Source organism: Pseudarthrobacter sp. MOO13, from assembly GCF_058267655.1.
In genome coordinates, this window is the sequence record NZ_CM177848.1 from 3,241,102 (window position 1) to 3,258,237 (window position 17,136).

The 17,136-nt window shown below is 66.1% G+C and carries 18 protein-coding genes; 2 read left to right on the forward strand and 16 right to left on the reverse strand.

Features of this window, described 5'->3' with window-relative positions:
• Positions 1 to 5 precede the first annotated feature (5 nt).
• The 3 genes from AC4EEO_RS14775 to AC4EEO_RS14785 all read right to left on the reverse strand — a co-directional run bounded on the left by AC4EEO_RS14775 (position 6) and on the right by AC4EEO_RS14785 (position 2,548).
• Entirely contained in the window at positions 6 to 926 is a 921-nt protein-coding gene (locus AC4EEO_RS14775) for a Cgl0159 family (beta/alpha)8-fold protein (protein WP_196803332.1), read from the reverse strand.
• A gap of 11 nt (positions 927 to 937) precedes the next feature.
• Complete coding sequence (gene iolC, locus AC4EEO_RS14780) at positions 938 to 1,957, reverse strand: 5-dehydro-2-deoxygluconokinase (RefSeq protein ID WP_491339171.1); 1,020 nt, start codon at positions 1,955 to 1,957, stop codon at positions 938 to 940.
• Positions 1,958 to 2,143: 186 nt separating this feature from the next.
• Entirely contained in the window at positions 2,144 to 2,548 is a 405-nt protein-coding gene (locus AC4EEO_RS14785) for a tautomerase family protein (protein ID WP_109863835.1), read from the reverse strand.
• Positions 2,549 to 2,690: 142 nt separating this feature from the next.
• Between AC4EEO_RS14785 and AC4EEO_RS14790 the strand changes: the two genes are divergently transcribed.
• Entirely contained in the window at positions 2,691 to 3,071 is a 381-nt protein-coding gene (locus AC4EEO_RS14790) for an ArsR/SmtB family transcription factor (protein ID WP_240617841.1), read from the forward strand.
• Positions 3,068 to 3,556 (forward strand): SRPBCC family protein, encoded by a 489-nt coding sequence (locus AC4EEO_RS14795; protein WP_018762188.1) that lies wholly within the window; start codon positions 3,068 to 3,070, stop codon positions 3,554 to 3,556. The genes AC4EEO_RS14790 and AC4EEO_RS14795 overlap by 4 nt, the downstream gene beginning before the upstream one ends.
• Here the strand turns inward: AC4EEO_RS14795 and AC4EEO_RS14800 are convergent.
• The 13 genes from AC4EEO_RS14800 to sucC form a co-directional block, all read right to left on the reverse strand.
• Positions 3,508 to 4,323, reverse strand: a complete 816-nt coding sequence (locus AC4EEO_RS14800; protein ID WP_491339172.1) for a triose-phosphate isomerase family protein — start codon at positions 4,321 to 4,323, stop codon at positions 3,508 to 3,510. The two genes, AC4EEO_RS14795 and AC4EEO_RS14800, sit on opposite strands and share 49 nt — an antisense overlap.
• Positions 4,324 to 4,352: 29 nt before the next feature.
• On the reverse strand, positions 4,353 to 5,699 hold the full coding sequence (locus AC4EEO_RS14805; RefSeq protein WP_491339173.1) for an MFS transporter: 1,347 nt from the start codon (positions 5,697 to 5,699) through the stop codon (positions 4,353 to 4,355).
• 97 nt (positions 5,700 to 5,796) lie between these two features.
• Entirely contained in the window at positions 5,797 to 6,564 is a 768-nt protein-coding gene (locus AC4EEO_RS14810) for an SDR family NAD(P)-dependent oxidoreductase (RefSeq protein WP_133832505.1), read from the reverse strand.
• Between the two features lie 28 nt (positions 6,565 to 6,592).
• Complete coding sequence (locus AC4EEO_RS14815; RefSeq protein ID WP_491339174.1) at positions 6,593 to 7,546, reverse strand: 3-hydroxyacyl-CoA dehydrogenase family protein; 954 nt, start codon at positions 7,544 to 7,546, stop codon at positions 6,593 to 6,595.
• Positions 7,543 to 8,037 carry a ribose-5-phosphate isomerase gene (locus tag AC4EEO_RS14820; protein WP_018762183.1) on the reverse strand — a complete coding sequence of 165 codons (495 nt, stop codon included), beginning with the start codon at positions 8,035 to 8,037 and terminating at the stop codon, positions 7,543 to 7,545. Before AC4EEO_RS14820 ends, AC4EEO_RS14815 begins: the two co-directional genes overlap by 4 nt.
• A 12-nt stretch (positions 8,038 to 8,049) precedes the next feature.
• The gene (locus tag AC4EEO_RS14825; RefSeq protein WP_491339175.1) at positions 8,050 to 9,771 is read right to left on the reverse strand and encodes a dihydroxyacetone kinase family protein; all 1,722 of its coding nucleotides are present in this window, start codon (positions 9,769 to 9,771) and stop codon (positions 8,050 to 8,052) included.
• Positions 9,772 to 9,813: 42 nt separating this feature from the next.
• On the reverse strand, positions 9,814 to 10,812 hold the full coding sequence (locus tag AC4EEO_RS14830) for a sugar phosphate isomerase/epimerase family protein (protein WP_491339176.1): 999 nt from the start codon (positions 10,810 to 10,812) through the stop codon (positions 9,814 to 9,816).
• A gap of 141 nt (positions 10,813 to 10,953) precedes the next feature.
• Positions 10,954 to 11,643, reverse strand: a complete 690-nt coding sequence (locus tag AC4EEO_RS14835) for a GntR family transcriptional regulator (protein WP_491329370.1) — start codon at positions 11,641 to 11,643, stop codon at positions 10,954 to 10,956.
• 118 nt (positions 11,644 to 11,761) lie between these two features.
• The gene (locus AC4EEO_RS14840; RefSeq protein WP_491339177.1) at positions 11,762 to 12,538 is read right to left on the reverse strand and encodes an SDR family NAD(P)-dependent oxidoreductase; all 777 of its coding nucleotides are present in this window, start codon (positions 12,536 to 12,538) and stop codon (positions 11,762 to 11,764) included.
• 9 nt (positions 12,539 to 12,547) lie between these two features.
• Positions 12,548 to 13,897 (reverse strand): MFS transporter, encoded by a 1,350-nt coding sequence (locus AC4EEO_RS14845; RefSeq protein ID WP_491339178.1) that lies wholly within the window; start codon positions 13,895 to 13,897, stop codon positions 12,548 to 12,550.
• A 216-nt stretch (positions 13,898 to 14,113) separates the two neighbouring features.
• On the reverse strand, positions 14,114 to 14,845 hold the full coding sequence (locus tag AC4EEO_RS14850; protein ID WP_018762177.1) for a FadR/GntR family transcriptional regulator: 732 nt from the start codon (positions 14,843 to 14,845) through the stop codon (positions 14,114 to 14,116).
• A gap of 172 nt (positions 14,846 to 15,017) precedes the next feature.
• Entirely contained in the window at positions 15,018 to 15,920 is a 903-nt protein-coding gene (gene sucD, locus AC4EEO_RS14855; RefSeq protein ID WP_491339179.1) for a succinate--CoA ligase subunit alpha, read from the reverse strand.
• A 10-nt stretch (positions 15,921 to 15,930) separates the two neighbouring features.
• Positions 15,931 to 17,100 (reverse strand): ADP-forming succinate--CoA ligase subunit beta, encoded by a 1,170-nt coding sequence (sucC, locus tag AC4EEO_RS14860; protein WP_018762175.1) that lies wholly within the window; start codon positions 17,098 to 17,100, stop codon positions 15,931 to 15,933.
• Between the last annotated feature and the right edge of the window lie 36 nt (positions 17,101 to 17,136).

Below are 17,136 nucleotides of genomic sequence, written 5' to 3' on the forward strand. Positions count from 1 at the left end.
GGGGACTACTCCGATGCTTCCGTGGTGTGGCGCAGCAGCGAGGCGGCGGTGGCGACGGCGCCGGCGACATCCCCGTCTGCGGGATAGAGAAGGGTGCGGCCCACCGTGAGGCCTTGGACGCCGGGAAGCGCCAGCGCTGCTTCCCAGGTGGCGAAGACCTCATCCTGGGTGCCGTCCGGGTCACCGCCCAGGAGTACCGTGGGCATGGTGGTGGCCGCCATGACGCGTTCCATCTCCGCCACCACCGGCAGCTTCATCCAGGTGTAGGCGCTGGTGGAACCCAGGCCTTCGGCGATCGCAATGGACTTGATCACCGCATTGGTGGACAGGTCGTTGCGGACGCGGCCGTTTTCGCGGACCGAGAGGAAGGGCTCCACCATGGCGATCAGTTTCCGTTCGGCCAGCGAATCGATCGCGTGGGCGGTCGCCTCCAGGGTGGCGACCGTATCCGGGTCGCCCAGGCAGATCCGGGTCAGCATCTTCCCGCCGTCGGCACCAAGGGCCGCCAGCGCCGCCGCCGTGTGGCCGGTGAACCGGTCATCGATCTCGTTGACCAGCCCGGCCAGGCCGCCACGGTTCATCGAACCGAACACGAGCTTCCCGTCCAGGGCACCCAGCAGCAGGAGGTCGTCCATGATGTCCGGGGAGGCCAGGACACCGTCAACTGCAGGGTTGGCCAACGCGATCTGGAGCCGGTCCAGGAGTTGGCGGCGGTCTGCCATGGCCACCGGATCCGCACCGACGGCAAGGGCGCCGCGGGCCGGGTGGTCGGCCGCGACGATGAAGTTCTGTCGTCCGGACTTCAGGCCCGGGTGGCGGCGGCGGGACTTCGCGGCGCGGGCCACAGCCTCCGGGTCCTCAAGGCGGATGGTGCTCAGGTGCTCATAGCGGCGCGGATCATCATCCAGGGTGCGGTTGGAAGCCATCGGGGTGAGGGTCACAGTGCTGCTCCTTCGGTGGCAAGCTGCGCGGCGGCACCGTCGCCGGGGACCGGCCGGCCGCGTTCGGCCAGCAGCGAGGTGACCTCCTCCGACGTCGGCATGGCATCTGCGCAGGAGAGCCGGGAGGCGACGATCGCACCTGCGGCGTTGGCGTAGTCCAGGACCTGGGCCAACGGCCAGCCGGAGAGGAGCCCATGGCAGAACGCGCCGCCAAACGAGTCGCCGGCACCCAGGCCGTTCAGCGTCTCCACCGGAACGGGAGCGGACACCACCCGCTCGGTGCGGGTCTTCGCCATCACGCCTTCGGCGCCGAGCTTGACGACGGCGATCTCCACGCCCGCAGCCAGCAGGCGGTCCGCCTGCTCATCAGGAGTCCCCTCCCCCACGGCGACGGCGCACTCCTTGTCGTTGCCGATAGCGACCGTGACATACGGCAGGACTTTGGCGACCTCGGCCCGTGCCTCTTCCTCGGATGGCCAGAACATGGGCCGGTAATCCAGGTCAAGGATGGTGAACTGACCTTCAGCCAAGCGGGTGCGCGGGCGCGCTTCGTGGGCTGCGATGTGCGCCGACCGGGAGGGCTCCTGGCACAGGCCCGTCACGGTGGACCAGAAGATCCCTGCCTGGCGGATGGCGTCCAGGTTCAGCTCTTCAGCCTTGATCTGCAGGTCCGGCGCGGTGGGGAACCGGCCGTAGAAATACAGCGGGAACTCATCGGTTGCCGGCTTGATCGCGCAGAAGGTTACCGCCGTGGGCAAGTCCTTCACCGGGGTCACGAAGGTGTCATCGACGTTGAACTTGCGCAGCTCGCGGTGCAGGTAAACACCGAACGGGTCATCCCCGGTACGGGTAATGACGGCAGTGCGGCGGCCATGGCGGGCGGCGGCAACAGCAACGTTGGACGGTGAACCACCCAAGTACTTGCCGAAGGAATTAACGTCCTCCAAGCCAACCCCGATGTCGTTCGGGTAGATATCAACGCTGATGCGCCCGATCGTAAGAAGCTCGTGGGTCACGGTGATCGCGGACCTTTCTGGTGTGGAACCCGGGCCCTTTGAGGGGCAGGAGTTCCGGGACTGGCAGGCCGTGGCGTGGGCCACAGGCACTACTTTGCCGTAGATCGAATGTCCTGTCAAAAGTTTGTTCTGACATACTTACAACCAACAGCAGACCCGGCCCCTACGACCGGTAGGGGCCGGCAGTCAGTGTTTGGGGACCGCCAGCTCGCCGGTAACGTACTGCGCGCGGCCGAAACCGAACGACCAGTCACCGGCGCCATTTTCCACATAGCCGATGAAGACATCCTCGCCGGCGACCCCCAGTCCGGCGAGCTTTTCCGCCACGGCCGCGAAAAGCCCCTGCTTGGCCTCCTGCGACCGGCCCGCCTGGGTGAAAATCTGGATCATCACCACGCCCCCGCTGCGCTCGAATCCGAGGCCCGCATCCTGGGCAATGATCCGGCCTTGGGGGTGTTCCGTCAGGATGTGGAAGTAGTCCCGCTCCGGAATGCCATACTCGGCCAGGATTGCTTCATGGATCCCTCGGCTCAGCGCCTGCAATTCTTCGGCGGTGCGGCCTTCGTTGACGTCAATGCGGACCAGCGGCATGCTCATTCTCCTTTGCTTGCTTTGTCCTGACATACTAACAAGTGATGCAACAAGGGAACAAACCCTTGCAGGGAACCCGCGATGGTGCCTACAATTAATCAACCGCAAGGTTGATAAACAAAAAAGTTGATTAAAGGAAATGATGTTGATCTCCGATGACGCGGCCCTGGACGTGGCCTTCATGGCCCTGGCAGATCCCGTGCGGAGGCGCCTCATCGCCCGGCTCAGCAGGGGCCCGGCAACAGTGAACGAATTGGCGGAACCGTTCGAGATCTCCAAGCAGGCGGTCTCGAAACACATCCAGGTACTCGAGCAGGCGGAACTGGTGACCCGGACCAGGGACGCACAGCGCCGGCCCGTGCACCTGAACCCGGCCCGGCTTGAGGCGCTGACCGCATGGATTGACCAATACCGGTTGATCCGCGAAGGCCAGTTCCGCAGCCTCGACGCCGTTCTTCGATCAAGCACTGCCCACAGCGGCGGCCACCACAGTGGCGACCAATCCACCCAGGAGTCAAGATGAGCAATTCCCTGAAACTCAGCGTTCCCGAGGGCGTCCCCTTCATCGATTACGAGCGCGAGTTCGATTTCCCGGTCGCGGACGTGTTCCGCGCCCACAAAGAACCGGACCTCATTGTCCAGTGGCTGGGCCCGCGGGGCATGAAGATGGACATTGACCACTACGACTTCCGCACCGGCGGCAGCTACAGCTACCTGCACACCGGACGCGACGGTGTCGCCTACGAGTTCAAGGGCATTTTCCACACGGTCCGCGAGAACGAATTCGCCATCCAGACCTTCGAGTTCGGCGGATATCCGGATGTGGTCAGCCTGGAGTTCATGACGTTCGAGGACCTCGGCAACGGAAGGACCCGACTGCGGGGACATTCCGTCTACCCCAGCCAGGAAGCGCGCGACGGCATGGCCCAGTCCGGCATGGAGGGCGGCCTGTCCGAGGGTTACGAGCGGCTGGAAGAATTGCTGGCCGGGGCAACGGCTCCCGCCTGACGCAAAAGCACCGCCTCATCCAGGACGCGGCCCAGGTTCGCGGGGTCGTGGGCGAACCGGCCCAGGAAGAGTCCGTCCGCGGCTCCCAGCTGCGGCAACAGTCCAGGGCCGGCACTGCCGCCGTACATCACGGGGCAGCCCGGGCCCAGGGCCTCCCGGATCAGCCCGAGGACGGCGTTGACGTGGTGCGGGGCGGCGGGCTCGTCGGCGCCGATGGCCCAAACAGGTTCGTAGGCCAGGACCAGGCGGGGCAGCAGGTCCGTGTCGCCGCCCGTCGCGGCCCGGACCTGCCGCACGCAGAAGTCCGCGGCAGCACCGGCGTCGAGCCTGTCCGGTTCCCCGATGCACAGCAGCGGGGTGAGGGAATGGCCGACGACGGCACGCACCTTGCGGGCCACCACGGCGTCGTCCTCGGCGAACAGCCGGCGGCGCTCGGCATGTCCAACTTCCACCAGGCGGACGCCAAGTTCGGCCAGCATGCCGGGGCTCACTTCCCCGGTGAGCGGCCCGTCCCCCCATGCGCAGTTTTGGGCCCCGAGCAACACCGGCGAGCCGGCCAGGATCCGCGCGGCCTGTTCCAGTACCGGAAAGGAAGGGATGACGAAGACCCGCACCGGGGAGTTCTGGGCGGCGAGCCCGGGCCTGTCATCCACGATGGAACGCACCTCCGACAGCCAGCGGAGGCTTTCCTGGTAGCCCAGGTACATCTTGGTGCTGACACCGATGTAGAGGGGGCCGTTGCCTGTGCTGCTGCCGGAGGTGCTCATGGTTTCCTTGCGTGGATGGTGTGGTGCGCTCAGTCGAGCAGGTCGTCGGCCTTGTTCTTGAACCGCCTCGTGGCGAACATCATTGCGGCCGCCACAAACGGCAGGACGCCCAGGGCATAGACGCCCATGGAGCCCGTTGGCGACTGGGTGGCCTCATTGACTGCGGTCCGCAGGATGGGTGCTACGAAGCCGCCCAGGTTGCCGAGGGAGTTGATCAACCCGATGCCTGCCGCGGCAGCAGACCCGGCGAGGAACGCGGTGGGGTACGACCACACCACGGGGCCAACGGCAAGGAAGCTGCAGACTGCCAGGGTGATGAAGACCATGCCCAGCACCGGCTGGTGGTTGGTCCCCGCCCAGGCTGAGCCGAAGATGCACAGTCCGGTGGAGATGAACAGGATGGTGCCGAACTTCCGCCGCTTCGCCACCGTGTCCGCGGCCTTGCCGATGAAGTAGCAGGAGAAGATGCCGAAGAACCATGGAACGGCGATCAGCAGGCCGACGGCGAGTCCCACCTTCTGCCCGGTGAGGGAGGACACCTGCTGGGGAAGGAAAAAGGTCACACCATAGACCGCGACCTGCAGGCAGAAGTAGATGACGGTGAAGTACCAGACGCGGCCGTTGCGCATGGCGGCGAGGATGCCGCGGGGCCCGGTCTCGTCCTTGATGGTGTCTTCAAGTGCCATGACCTCCTTCAGCGCATACTTTTCCTCGCGGCTGAGGAATTTGGCCTTTTCCGGGCCGTTGATCAGGAAGAAGAAGGCCGCAATGCCGGCCAGGACGGCCAGCAGGCCTTCCACGAAGAACATGACCTGCCAGCCTCGCAGGCCCGGCACCTGGTCGCCAATGTTGATCAGCCAGCCCGAAAGCGGGTTGCCGATCATCTGGGAGAAGGGCTGGGCCAGGTAGAAGATGGCGAACATCTGGACCCGTACCTTGTTGGGGAACCACTCGGCGAGGTACATGATGACGCCGGGGAACAGCCCGGCCTCGGTGACGCCCAGGAGGAAACGCAGGATAACGAACGAGGTCTCGCCCTGGACGAACGCGAAACACGCGGAGACGATGCCCCAGGTGATGGCGATGCGTGCCAGCCAGATCTTGGCGCCAACCTTCTTGAGCAGCAGGTTGCTGGGGATTTCGAAGATGGCGTAGCCAATGAAGAAGATGCCGGCACCGAGGGCGAAGGCCGCGGCGGACACCCCTTTGTCTGCTCCCAGGGCCGCCTCAGCAAAGCCGACGTTGGTGCGGTCAAGGAAAGAAACGACGTACAGGATGACCAGCATCGGCATGAGCCGGCGGGCCGCCTTGGAAATCGCGGACTTCAGGACCGGACGGCCCAGAAGTTCCTTGGATGTTGCGGTGGTTTCTGACACAACACTCTCCTTCGAGTGGTGACGTTGGGGATTCCCTGGCAGGCCGGCGGCCTGCGGGGCTTATGGTGGCGCCCGGTCGGTGATGCCGGGGGCGCGGTCAGTGCATGTACAGGCCGCCGTCGACGTTCAGCGTCTGGCCGGAGATGTAGCCGGCGTCCTCGCCGATGAGGAAGGAGATGGCAGCCGCGATGTCGCGGGTGGTGCCCACCCGGTTCACCACGAGGTCCCTGACCAGTTCATCCTTGCGCTCCTCGCTGAGGGTGCCGCCCATGATGTCGGTGTCGATCGGACCGGGCGAGATCGCGTTGACCGTGATGTCGTACTCACCCAGTTCGCGGGCGGTGGCGCGGGTCAGTCCGATCACACCGGCCTTCGCTACGGAGTACGGGGTCTTGCTGAACGTGCCGCCGCCGCGCTGGGCGGAGACCGAAGAGATGTTCACGATCCGGCCCAGCCGGTTCTTCACCATCGATTCGGCGGCCCGGCGGGTCGCGTAGTGCACGCCGTTCATGTTGATGTTGAGCACCCGGTCCCATTCGCCGGCGTCGAGCTCGAGGTAGGGAACCGGGGAGCTGACGCCCGCGATGTTCGCCAGCGCCACCAACTGCGGAAGCTCGGCTTCGATCTCGTCGATGGCGGCGCGGACCGAGGCTTCGTCGCCGATGTTGGCGCCGGCACCGTGGGCCCTGACACCGTGCTTTTCGGCCAGTTCCTTGGCCAGGCTCTTGCTGGCGGCGTCGTCAAGGTCGATCACGCCGATGTTCCAGCCGCGTTCGGCGAGGTAGACGGCCGTGGCGCGGCCGATGCCGCGTTCAGAGACGGCGCCGGTGACAATCACTGTGCGGTCTGCGGGGAAAACTGTCATGGAATGTTCCTTCTGGTTCGGGGAGGGGCTAGGACAGCGGGGCCGGGCCCAGGTCCTCGATGAGCTTCTGCATGGCGACGTAGGCCTTGTTCCGGTAGGCAACCAAAGCTGCGGTGCGCTCAGCCGGGACGTCGAGGAAGCCGGAGCCGGTCTTGGTGCCCAGCTGGCCGGCGTCGACCTTTTCCTGCAGGATCTGCGGGGTGGCGAACCGCTCCGGGAAGCCGGTCTGCAGCGACTTGTAGCAGAACGCGTAGACGTCCAGGCCGGCCATGTCCGCGATGGCGAAGGGACCGAAGAACGGCAGCCGGAAGCCGAAGGTGGTACGGACCAGCGTGTCCACGTCCTCGGCCGTGGCGATGCCTTCCTCCACCACCTGGGCGGCTTCGTGGAAGAGGGCGTACTGGAGCCGGTTCAGCACGAAGCCGGTGACATCCTTGACGGTAGCCGTTTCCTTGCCGGTCTCCCCCACGATGGTGCGGGCGGCCTGCACGGTCGCCTCGGAGGTCCCCTCGTGCGGAATGACTTCCACGCCGGGGATGAACGGTGCCGGGTTGGAGAAGTGGACGCCCAGGAAGCGCTCCGGGTTCTCCACCACTTCGGCCAGCTTGGCAATGGAAATAGTGGAGGTGTTGGAGCCAATGATGGCGTCCGGGCGCGCGGCGGCGCTGATCCGGCCCAGGGTGGCGTGCTTGATCTCGAGGACTTCCGGCACGGCCTCCTCGATGTATTCGGCGTCCGCCACCGCCTCCTCGACGTCCTTGGCGGCCCAGAGGTTTTCCTTCAGCAGGTCCGTGGCGTTGGCCGGGAAGAGGCCGGCAGCCACGAATTCGTCGGATTCCTTCAGCAGGCGCTCGTAGTTGCCCTGGGCGATCTCGGCGGAGACGTCAGCGAGCGCCACGCGGGCCCCGGCAAGAGCCAGGACCTGGGCGATCCCGCCGCCCATGTAGCCGGAACCGACGACGGCGATATTACGGATGCTCATGTGGTTTCAAGTCCTTCCGACGCGCCCTCATAGGAGCAGATGGCGTCTACTTTGGCCGCGGATGCGGAGTTTTCATCGAAGCGGTAGTTGAGCCACTCGCCCACCAGCTTCTTGGCCAGTTCCAGGCCGATGACGCGCTGGCCCAGGGTCAGCACCTGCGCGTTGTTGGAGAGCACAGACCGCTCCACGGAGTAGCTGTCGTGGGCCGTCACGGCCCGGATGCCCGGTACCTTGTTGGCTGAGATGGCGACGCCCAGGCCGGTTCCGCAGATCAGGAGGGCACGGTCCGCTTCGCCGGCCGCCACCTTGCGGGCGGCGGCGACGGCCAGGTGGGGGTAGGCGGTGGTGTCGTCGGCGCCGACTCCCACATCCTCCACGGAAGCAACCCGGGGGTCAGCCTCCAGCAGTTCCCGCAGGGCGTTCTTGTATTCCACGCCTGCTTCGTCATTGCCGACGACGATGCGCCAGCCGGTTGGGGATTGCTCAGTCATAACGGTTCTCCTTCAGTGGCTTTCGATGGTGGCGGCGTAATCGGCCACCCTGCGGGCGATGAGGCCAAAGGACACAGCACCGGGGTCCGGGTGGCCCAGGCTCTTTTCGGCCAGCGGACGGGCCCTGCCCTTCTTCGGGCTGAGGCCGGCTGTCTCATCAGCGGCTTTTGCTGCCGCCTCCGCTGCCGCACTGAGGCTTGCAGCCAGGCTGCCGCCGTCGTCTATTGCCTTGGCGAAGGTTTCGGCGAACGGAAGCAGCGCATCCACCATGGTCTTGTCCCCGGCTTCCGCCTTGCCCAGGGTGACAATGGCGTCGCGGAGGGCGTTGACGGCCGCGGTCGCGTCGGCGGCCGTGTAGGCGTCCTTGCTGCCCAGCGTCCTGCCGACGGCGGTGACGGCCGCGCCCCAGAGGGCCCCGGAGGTACCCCCGGCCCGCTCGGCCCACTGCTCCCCTGCCGCCGCAAGGACTTCCTCCAGGCCGGCGCCGCCGGCGTGGGATTGCTCCGCGGCGGCTACGGCAGCGTCCACGCCGCGCCGCATGCCGATGCCGTGGTCGCCGTCCCCGGCGATGGCGTCCAGCTTTCCCAGGGCGTCTTCGTGTTCGACGACGACGGCGCGGGCCTCCTTCAGCGCGTCAACCGCGGTGGCTGCCAGGGCGGTTGAGGCCGGGGTGGCGGCCAGCGAAGTGATGGCTGCCGCCTCGGCCAGGGATTCGACGGCCCGGGCCCGGCGGCGTGCCAGGTTGCCCTTCCGGAAGGCCGGCGTGTCAGCGGGGGCGGCCCAGAACTTCTCCAGCTCGGCGTCAAGCCAGAACAGCGTGAGGGACAGGCCGGACATGTCCAGGCTGGTGACCAGCTCACCGCACTCGGGCTCGACGATCTCCAGTCCGGCCTCGGTGAGCAGGGCTTCGATCCTGCCGAACAGCAGGAAGAGTTCGTCGTACTTGACGGTCCCCAGGCCGTTAAGGATGGGTACTACCCGCTGGCTTGCGGTTTCGGGCTTGTCCTTCAGCAGGCCGTCCACCAGCAGCTTGGCCAGTTCACTGGCGGTGGGAAGCGGCTGCTCGGAGATGCCCGGTTCGCCGTGGATACCCAGCCCCACCGACATCATGCCTTCGGGCACGGTGAAGAGGGGCTCTGCTGCTCCGGGAAGGGTGCACCCCGCGAACGCCACGCCCAAGGAGCGGGTGTGGTGGTTCGCCTTGGTGGCAAGCCGCTCCACCTCGTCCAGGTCCAGTCCGGCTTCTGCCGCCGCGCCGGCAACTTTGAAGACCGTGAGGTCGCCGGCGATACCGCGGCGCTTTCCGACTTCTTCGACCGGTGCGCTGGCGATGTCGTCGGTGACCAGCACGGTCCGGGTCTGGATGCCTTCGGCGTTCAGCTTGTCCTGGGCCTGGCCGAAGTGGAGGACGTCGCCGGCATAGTTTCCGTAGCTGAGGAGGACGCCGCCGCCGGTCTGGGCTGCCTTGGCAACGCGGTAGACCTGCCCCGCGGAGGGGGAGGCAAACATGTTGCCGCAGGCGCTTCCGGCGGCGAGCCCGGCCCCCACCAGGCCGGCGAAGGCGGGGTAGTGGCCGGAGCCGCCACCGATGACCACTGCCACCTGGTTCTCGGGAGTTTCGGTGGAACGGACAACACCGCCGTCGACACGCGCCACATACTGGCGGTTGGCGGCCACGAAACCGTCGAGGGCGTCGTCTGCGAACTGCGCTGGATCGTCAAATATCTTTGTCATGATTCCTCGTTGAACCCGTTGGATCGGTTGGGAGCCGGCCGGCTAGCGTGCAGGGACTGCCGCGGGGGTTTGCCGGCCCTGCGCCACCAGGCTGGTGCCCAGGGCGTAGCCGTCGCGCTTGGGCAGGACCTGGCGCCGGAGGTACTCCTGGTTGGCGGCGGTGACGCTCAGGCCGTCGCCGCCGTAGTGCTCCGTGCAGATGATGCCTTGGAAGCCGACGGAGATGGCGAACTGGAACGCCTCGCGGTAGCTGATGAGGCCTGATTCCATGGGAGCCGGCATGGCGACGTACTGGTTGCGGGCCTGGTTTTCATCGCGGATGTAGTTCTTGACGTGCCAGTAGTTGGAGTACGGCAGGGTCTTGTGCACCAGCTCCCGCCAGTCTTCGATGGGGCGGTGCAGGCGGATCAGGTTACCCAGGTCCGGGTTCAGCCCTACGTTGGGCAGGTCGATGTCCTGGACCAGCTGCACGGAGGAATCGCCGGTGCCCAGGTACGTGTCCTCGTACATCTCCAGCGACACCAGGAGGCCAAGTTCGGCGGCGTGCTTGCCCACTTCGCGGATACGGGTGACGGCGTTGTTCCAGCTTTCCTTGTCCCCCACCGGGTCTTTGTGGCCCTCGACGGTCCAGAACCACAGCTGCTTCCGCTGCTCGGGGGTAATGGCCTGGTGCAGCCCGATCGAGACAACCTCGCAGCCAAGCTGTGCTGCGGCGTCGAGCGTGCGGTGGGTGTAGGCAAGGTTTTCTTCCCAGTTGCCTTCCTCGATCACGCTGCGGCGGATGGCCGAGATGGAGGGAAGTCCGAGGCCGGCGGCCGTGGCAGCGGCTTTCAGCTCGTCCAGCCGGGCGCTGGAAAGGTCGCCGGGGCGGACCCAGCTGTCGGTGAGGTCGGCATTGGTGAAACCGGCGTCGGCGACTTCTTCGAAGACCTGCTGCCAGTCTCCGGCAGGGGCGTCCTGGACGGCGGTTCCGTCCGGCCGGGTTCCGGGGAACTGCAGCAGGGCAGCGGCGATGGGCCAGTTTTCAGCGGTGTACGGCATTGTCACTCCAGATCATGAATCGCATTTCCTATAGGATCTATGCTGTTCGACGACATTGTCAAGGGGTCTTGTGGAGGCCAATGGGCCATGAGGTGGCGACCGGGGGCCGCGGGGCCGCCAGGACAGCGCCGGGCGGTGCTGCTAGTTCCGCACTTCGCTGTCGTGTTGCGAGCGCTGCTTGACGCCTTCGATGTGGTCGATCATCTTCTGCCGGGCAAGCTCGGCGTCGCCGGCTTCAAAGGCTTTCAGGATCTCCGTGTGCTCGGCAATGGCGTAGTCGGCGTCCGTGACGCCCAGGCCCCCGAAGAAACGGAAACGCTGCACCTGGCCACCAAGGGCGTTGTACGCGGACAGCAGGAACTGGTTGTTCGCCGATTCGGCGATCATGCGGTGGAAGCGTTCGTCCGCTTCCCAATAAGCGCGGAACTCGGCGAACGATGGGCCGCGGGGCGCCGCTTTGAGGTCCTCGATGGCCTGCTGGAGCCGCCCGGTGAGTTCCTGGTTCGCGTGTTTGCAGGCCATGAAGGCATTGGCCGGTTCGATCACCAGCCGCGCGTCCATCAGGTCTGCAAGCTCTTCCGGAGAGAACAGGGGCGCCACCCGGTATCCGCGCAGGGCCATCCGCCGGACCATACCGGTGGCTTCCAGCCGCGCGAGCGCCTCACGGACCGGGGTCGGGGAAACGTCCAGTTCCCGGGCCATGCCATCAATGCTGACGGGGGTGCCGGCTTCCAGCCGGCCGTCCATCAAGGCACCCAGGAGCGCCTCGTAAACGTGGTCGGCGAGGACCTGCCTGCTGACGCCGCCCGAGGCCTGGTTTTTGGTTGCCATGTAGAAATCCTATAGCCGGTGAACTGGCGGGAACGCTGCGGAGCCGGGTGTCCCCGGGCACACCCACGCCGGTGCCGTGCGGCCGCCACGCCGCACGGCACCAGTCCCGGCTGCGCGGTCAGGAGACCTGCAGGCCGCCGTTGATGTCGTAGGTGGCCGCAGTGATGTAACCGGCGTCCTCGCCCAGGAGGAAGGCGATCAGGGCACCCACTTCTTCCTTGGTTCCCACCCGGCCCATCATGATGCCCTCCGACATTTGGGCTTTCCGCTCGTCGGTCAGCGTGCCGCCCATGATGTCCGTGTCGATCGGGCCCGGCGCGATCGCGTTCACGGTGATGTTGTGCTCGCCCACTTCCCGGGCCAGGGCACGGGTGAAGCCCAGGATTCCTGCTTTGGAGGCACTGTATGCCACTTTGGAGTAGGTGCCGCCGCCGCGCTGGGCGGAGATGGAGGAGATGCTGACGATCCTGCCCAGTCCGCGTTCGATCATGCCTTTGAGGACGCGCTGGGACACGATGAACGTGCCGCGCATGTTGATGGCGAAGACCTTGTCCCATTCCGCCACCGTGGTCTCCATGAAGGGGGTGGGCGAACTGATTCCGGCCAGGTTGACCAGTGCCACGATGGGCGGAAGGGCCTGCTCGATCTCCGTGATGGCCCGGTCCACGGATGCTTCGTCCGACACGTCGGCCCCCACGCCGATCGCTTTGACCGCCCGGCTGGAACCGATTTCGGCGGCTGCCGCCTGGGCGTCCTCGGCATTGATATCCAGGATCGCGATGGACCAGCCCTCGCTGGCCAGCCGGTCAGCCGTGGCTCGGCCGATGCCGCGCGCCGACGCCGCACCGGTCAGGACGGCCGTGCGTTCCGCGGGGAAGATGTGCTGTGTGGTCATGGGGGTCTCCTAGTGGGTTTCGGGGGCAGGCACGGTGGCTCCGGGGGCGGAGGCACCTTCGGGCCGCTTGCGTGCGTAGAGGTAGGTGGCGGCGGCGGTCACGGCCAGGCAGGCGGCCAGGAACACCAGGCCGGTCTGGCTGTTCCCCGTGGCGTCCTTGAGGATGCCCACGATGTAGGGGGCCACGAAGCCGCCCAGGTTGCCAAGGGAGTTGACCATGGCAAGGCCCGCTGCGGCCGCAGCGCCGGTGAGGGCGGCCGACGGCATGGCCAGGAAGGGTGCGATCGCCGAGTAGATCCCCATGGCGGCGAGCGTCAGGAAGACCATGGCCAGCACGGCATTGACCGGGAGCAGGTACCCGGCGCCCAGGAGGCCGACGGCGGCGAGCACCATGCTCATGCTGGCGTGCCACACACGGTTGCCGGTGCGGTCCGAGCGCTTGCTCCAGAAGTAGACGAACACGGCTGCGATGGCGTAGGGGATGAAGACGATGAATCCCACCTGGGTGGAGTCGAACGTACCAAGCGCCTTGACGATGGTGGGCAGCCAGAGCCCCAGGCCATAGATGCCGCAGACCAGGCCAAAGTACAGCGCCGAGTAGGCGATGGTGCGCGGGTCCTTCAGGCCGGCCAGGAAGTTGTGGTTGCCGGACTTCTGCTTGTCCGCCAGTTCCGCGGCCATGGTCGTAGAGAGCCATTCGCGCTCCTCCGGCTTGAGCCACTTGGCGTGTTCCGGGCGGTCCGTCATGACGAAGGGCGTGATGATGCCCAGGATGATGGCGGGGATGCCTTCAAGGATGTAGAGCCACTGCCAGCCGTGCAGGCCCGCGACGCCTTCCAGGTTCAGGAGCATGCCGGAGACGGGAGCACCGAGGGCGTTGGAGATGGGCTGGGCCAGGATGAAGATGCCAAGCACAGTCACGCGCTGCGCCGCGGGGAACCACAGGGTCAGGTAGAAGAGGATGGCCGGGAAGAAGCCGGCCTCTGCCGCGCCGAGCAGGAAGCGGATGATGTAGAAGGTGGCTTCGCCGTTGACCAAGAACATGGCCGCGGCGAAGATGCCCCAGCTGATCAGGATGCGGGCAATCCACTTGCGGGCGCCGTAGCGGTACATGCCGCCGTTGCTGGGGATTTCCAGCAGGGCGTAGCCCAGGAAGAAGATGCCGGCACCCAGGCCATAGGCAGCCTCGGTGAGGCCGATGTCGCCCTGCATGCCAAGCTTGGCGAAGCCGACGTTGTTCCGGTCGAGGTAGGCGATGAAGTACAGAAGGACGATCAGGGGCATCAGCCGCCGACGGACCTTGCGGAGGGTGGTCTCGCCCAGTTCGCTGAGTGCGGGGGCGGCGGTGCGGGAGCTCATCGCTGGCCTCCCGCGGTGGCGTGGGGACCTTTATGAGGGGAATGCGCGCACATAACGACTCCTTTGGCTGGCGGCATTTCGGGGGATTTTGATATCAGATGTCTGATGTCTGACTGCGATTCTAGCCACAGGGAGATGTGGGCGTCAACACATGCGGGAGGCTGCCCGCGGGCGGCAGGGAGAACGGCGTGCAACCCGGGTTTCACCCGGCAGTGCCTAGCGGGCAGTCGCGCCGTTTCGGCTCGAGACGGCGAGGTAGTTCTCGTAGTCCTCGAAGGTCTGGGTGATGTGGGCGTCCATTGTGGAGCGCGCCGTGGCAGGATCGCCCTCGGCGATGGCGGCAAGGACCATTTTGTGGTGGTGGATGGCGTGGCGCTGCACGTCGGGGAAGGCTGAGGTCTCGCGGCGCATGGCATACAACAGGGTGGAAAGCTGGCCCAGCAGGGCGGGGACAAACGGGTTGCCGGACGCGCGCAGCACGGTGTCATGGAACGCGATGTCGGCCACGGTCAGGGCATCGACGTCTCCGGCATTGTGCGCCGCTTCCATCTGCTCCACGCTCTCCCGCAAGGCTGCAAGGTCAGCCGGGCGATGGCGGGAGGCGGCGAGTTCCGCCGCACCGGTCTCCACCATCCGGCGGACCTCGAGCAGGCGAAGGGCCACCTGGTCGGAGGCTACTCCCCTGGAGGCCGCCTGCATGATGGCGTCCATGCCGGTCCAGCGTTCGGGCGGGTTGACGAATGTTCCGAGGCCGCGTTTGACGTACACCACGTTCTGGGCCTTCAGCACTTTCATGGCCTCCCGGGCCGTCAGCCTGCTGACCCCGGATTCCTTGGCGATGTCCGCCTCCGGCGGCAGGGCGTCGTCGGCCTTGATCTCCCCGCTGAGAATGTGCTCAAGGACCTTGTCCACGACGACGTCAACCAGCGTGCGCCGCGCCTCTGCCATCCTGCTCCCCTGCCTGGGCACCGTGGCCCCTCTTGCCCTTCAACCCTACTCGACGCAGGGAGTGCGGCGACGTCGGTTACGAGACCCGCTTAAACGCCGAACGCGGGGCCACTGCCCCGCCCGCCCCATCAGATGGGGCGGGCGGGAGTGGCCCCGCGCTGAGTGCAAGTCCCTAGAGGGCTGCGAAAACCTCGCGCAGCAGCTTGGCGGTCTCGGACGGCGTCTTGCCGACCTTGACGCCGGCGGCCTCGAGGGCTTCCTTCTTGGCCTGGGCGGTACCGGCGGAACCGGAGACGATGGCGCCTGCGTGGCCCATGGTCTTGCCTTCGGGAGCCGTGAATCCGGCCACGTAGCCAACAACCGGCTTGGTGACGTTGGCCTTGATGAAGTCGGCAGCACGCTCTTCGGCGTCGCCGCCGATTTCACCGATCATCACGATGGCCTTGGTCTCGGGGTCAGCCTCGAACGCGGCCAGGGCGTCAATGTGGGTGGTGCCGATGATGGGGTCGCCGCCGATGCCGATGGCGGTGGAGAAGCCCAAGTCGCGCAGTTCGTACATCATCTGGTAGGTCAGGGTGCCGGACTTGGAGACCAGGCCGATCGGGCCCTTGCCGGTGATGTTGGCGGGGGTGATGCCCACCAATGCTTCGCCGGGGGTGATGATGCCGGGGCAGTTCGGGCCGATGATGCGGGTGACCTGGTTGCCGTCGGCGTCCACCCTGGACTGGGCCAGCGCCCAGAATTCGGCGGAGTCCTGGACGGGAACGCCTTCGGTGATGACCACGACCAGGCCGATGCCTGCCTCGATGGCTTCGACGACCGCGTTCTTGGTGAAGGCCGGCGGCACGAAGACGATGGAGACGTCGGCGCCGGTTTCAGCCATGGCTTCCTTGACGGTGCCGTAGACGTTGATTTCCCTGTCACCGTGCAGGACCGTGGTGCCGGCCTTGCGGGCGTTGACGCCGCCAACAATGTTGGTGCCGGCCTTGAGCATCAGGGCGGTGTGCTTGGTGCCTTCGCCGCCGGTGATGCCCTGGACGATGACCTTGGAATCCTTGTTGAGGTAGATAGACATGGTGCGTCCCTTACTTAGCTGCGTTGGCGAGCTCGGCGGCCTTGTCGGCGCCCTCGTCCATGGTGGCGGCCAGGGTTACCAGCGGGTGGTTGGCCTCGGTGAGGATGCGGCGGCCTTCCTCGACGTTGTTGCCGTCAAGGCGGACTACCAGCGGCTTGTTCGCGGAGTGGCCCAGCTCGGCCAGCGCGCCAACGATGCCCTTGGCGACGGCGTCGCAGGCGGTGATGCCGCCGAAGACGTTGACGAACACGGACTTGACCTGCTCGTCGCCCAGGATGACGTCCAGGCCGGCGGCCATGACCTCGGCGGAGGCTCCGCCGCCGATGTCCAGGAAGTTGGCGGGCTTGACGTTGCCGTGGTTTTCACCGGCATAGGCCACGACGTCGAGGGTGGACATGACCAGGCCTGCACCGTTGCCGATGATGCCTACTTCGCCGTCGAGCTTGACGTAGTTGAGGTCCTGCGCCTTTGCCTTGGCCTCAAGGGGGTCTGCAGCATCCTTGTCCTCGAGCTGCGCGTGCTTGGCGTGCCGGAAGCCGGCGTTCTCGTCGAGGGAGACCTTGCCGTCCAGGGCGACGATGTCGCCGGCGCCGGTCTTGACGAGGGGGTTGACCTCCACCAGGGTGGCGTCTTCCTTCTTGAAGACATCCCAGAGCTTGAGGATCACGGCGGCGACCTTGCCGCGCAGTTCCTCGGCGAAGCCTGCGGCTGCGACGATTTCGTCGGCCTTGGCCTGGTCGATGCCCACGGCGGGGTCGATGGCGATCTTGGCCAGCGCTTCGGGGCGTTCGACGGCGAGCTGCTCGATTTCCATGCCGCCCTCAACCGAGCACATGGCCAGGTAGTTGCGGTTGGCCCGGTCCAGCAGGACGGAGAAGTAGTATTCCTCGGCGATGTCTGCACCCTGGGCGATCATCACCTTGTTAACGGTGTGGCCCTTGATGTCCATGCCCAGGATGTTGGTGGCGTGCTCAAGCGCTTCGTCGGCAGACTTTGCGACCTTGACGCCGCCGGCCTTGCCGCGACCGCCAACCTTGACCTGTGCCTTGACAACAGTCACGCCGCCGATCTTTTCGGCAGCTGCCTTTGCTTCTTCTGGGGTGTACGCCACGATGCCGGCAAGCACGGGTACACCGTGCGCCTCGAACATATCGCGCGCCTGGTATTCAAACAGGTCCACGGTTTAGTGTCCTTCTACGTCGAAGTAGTTTCTGTA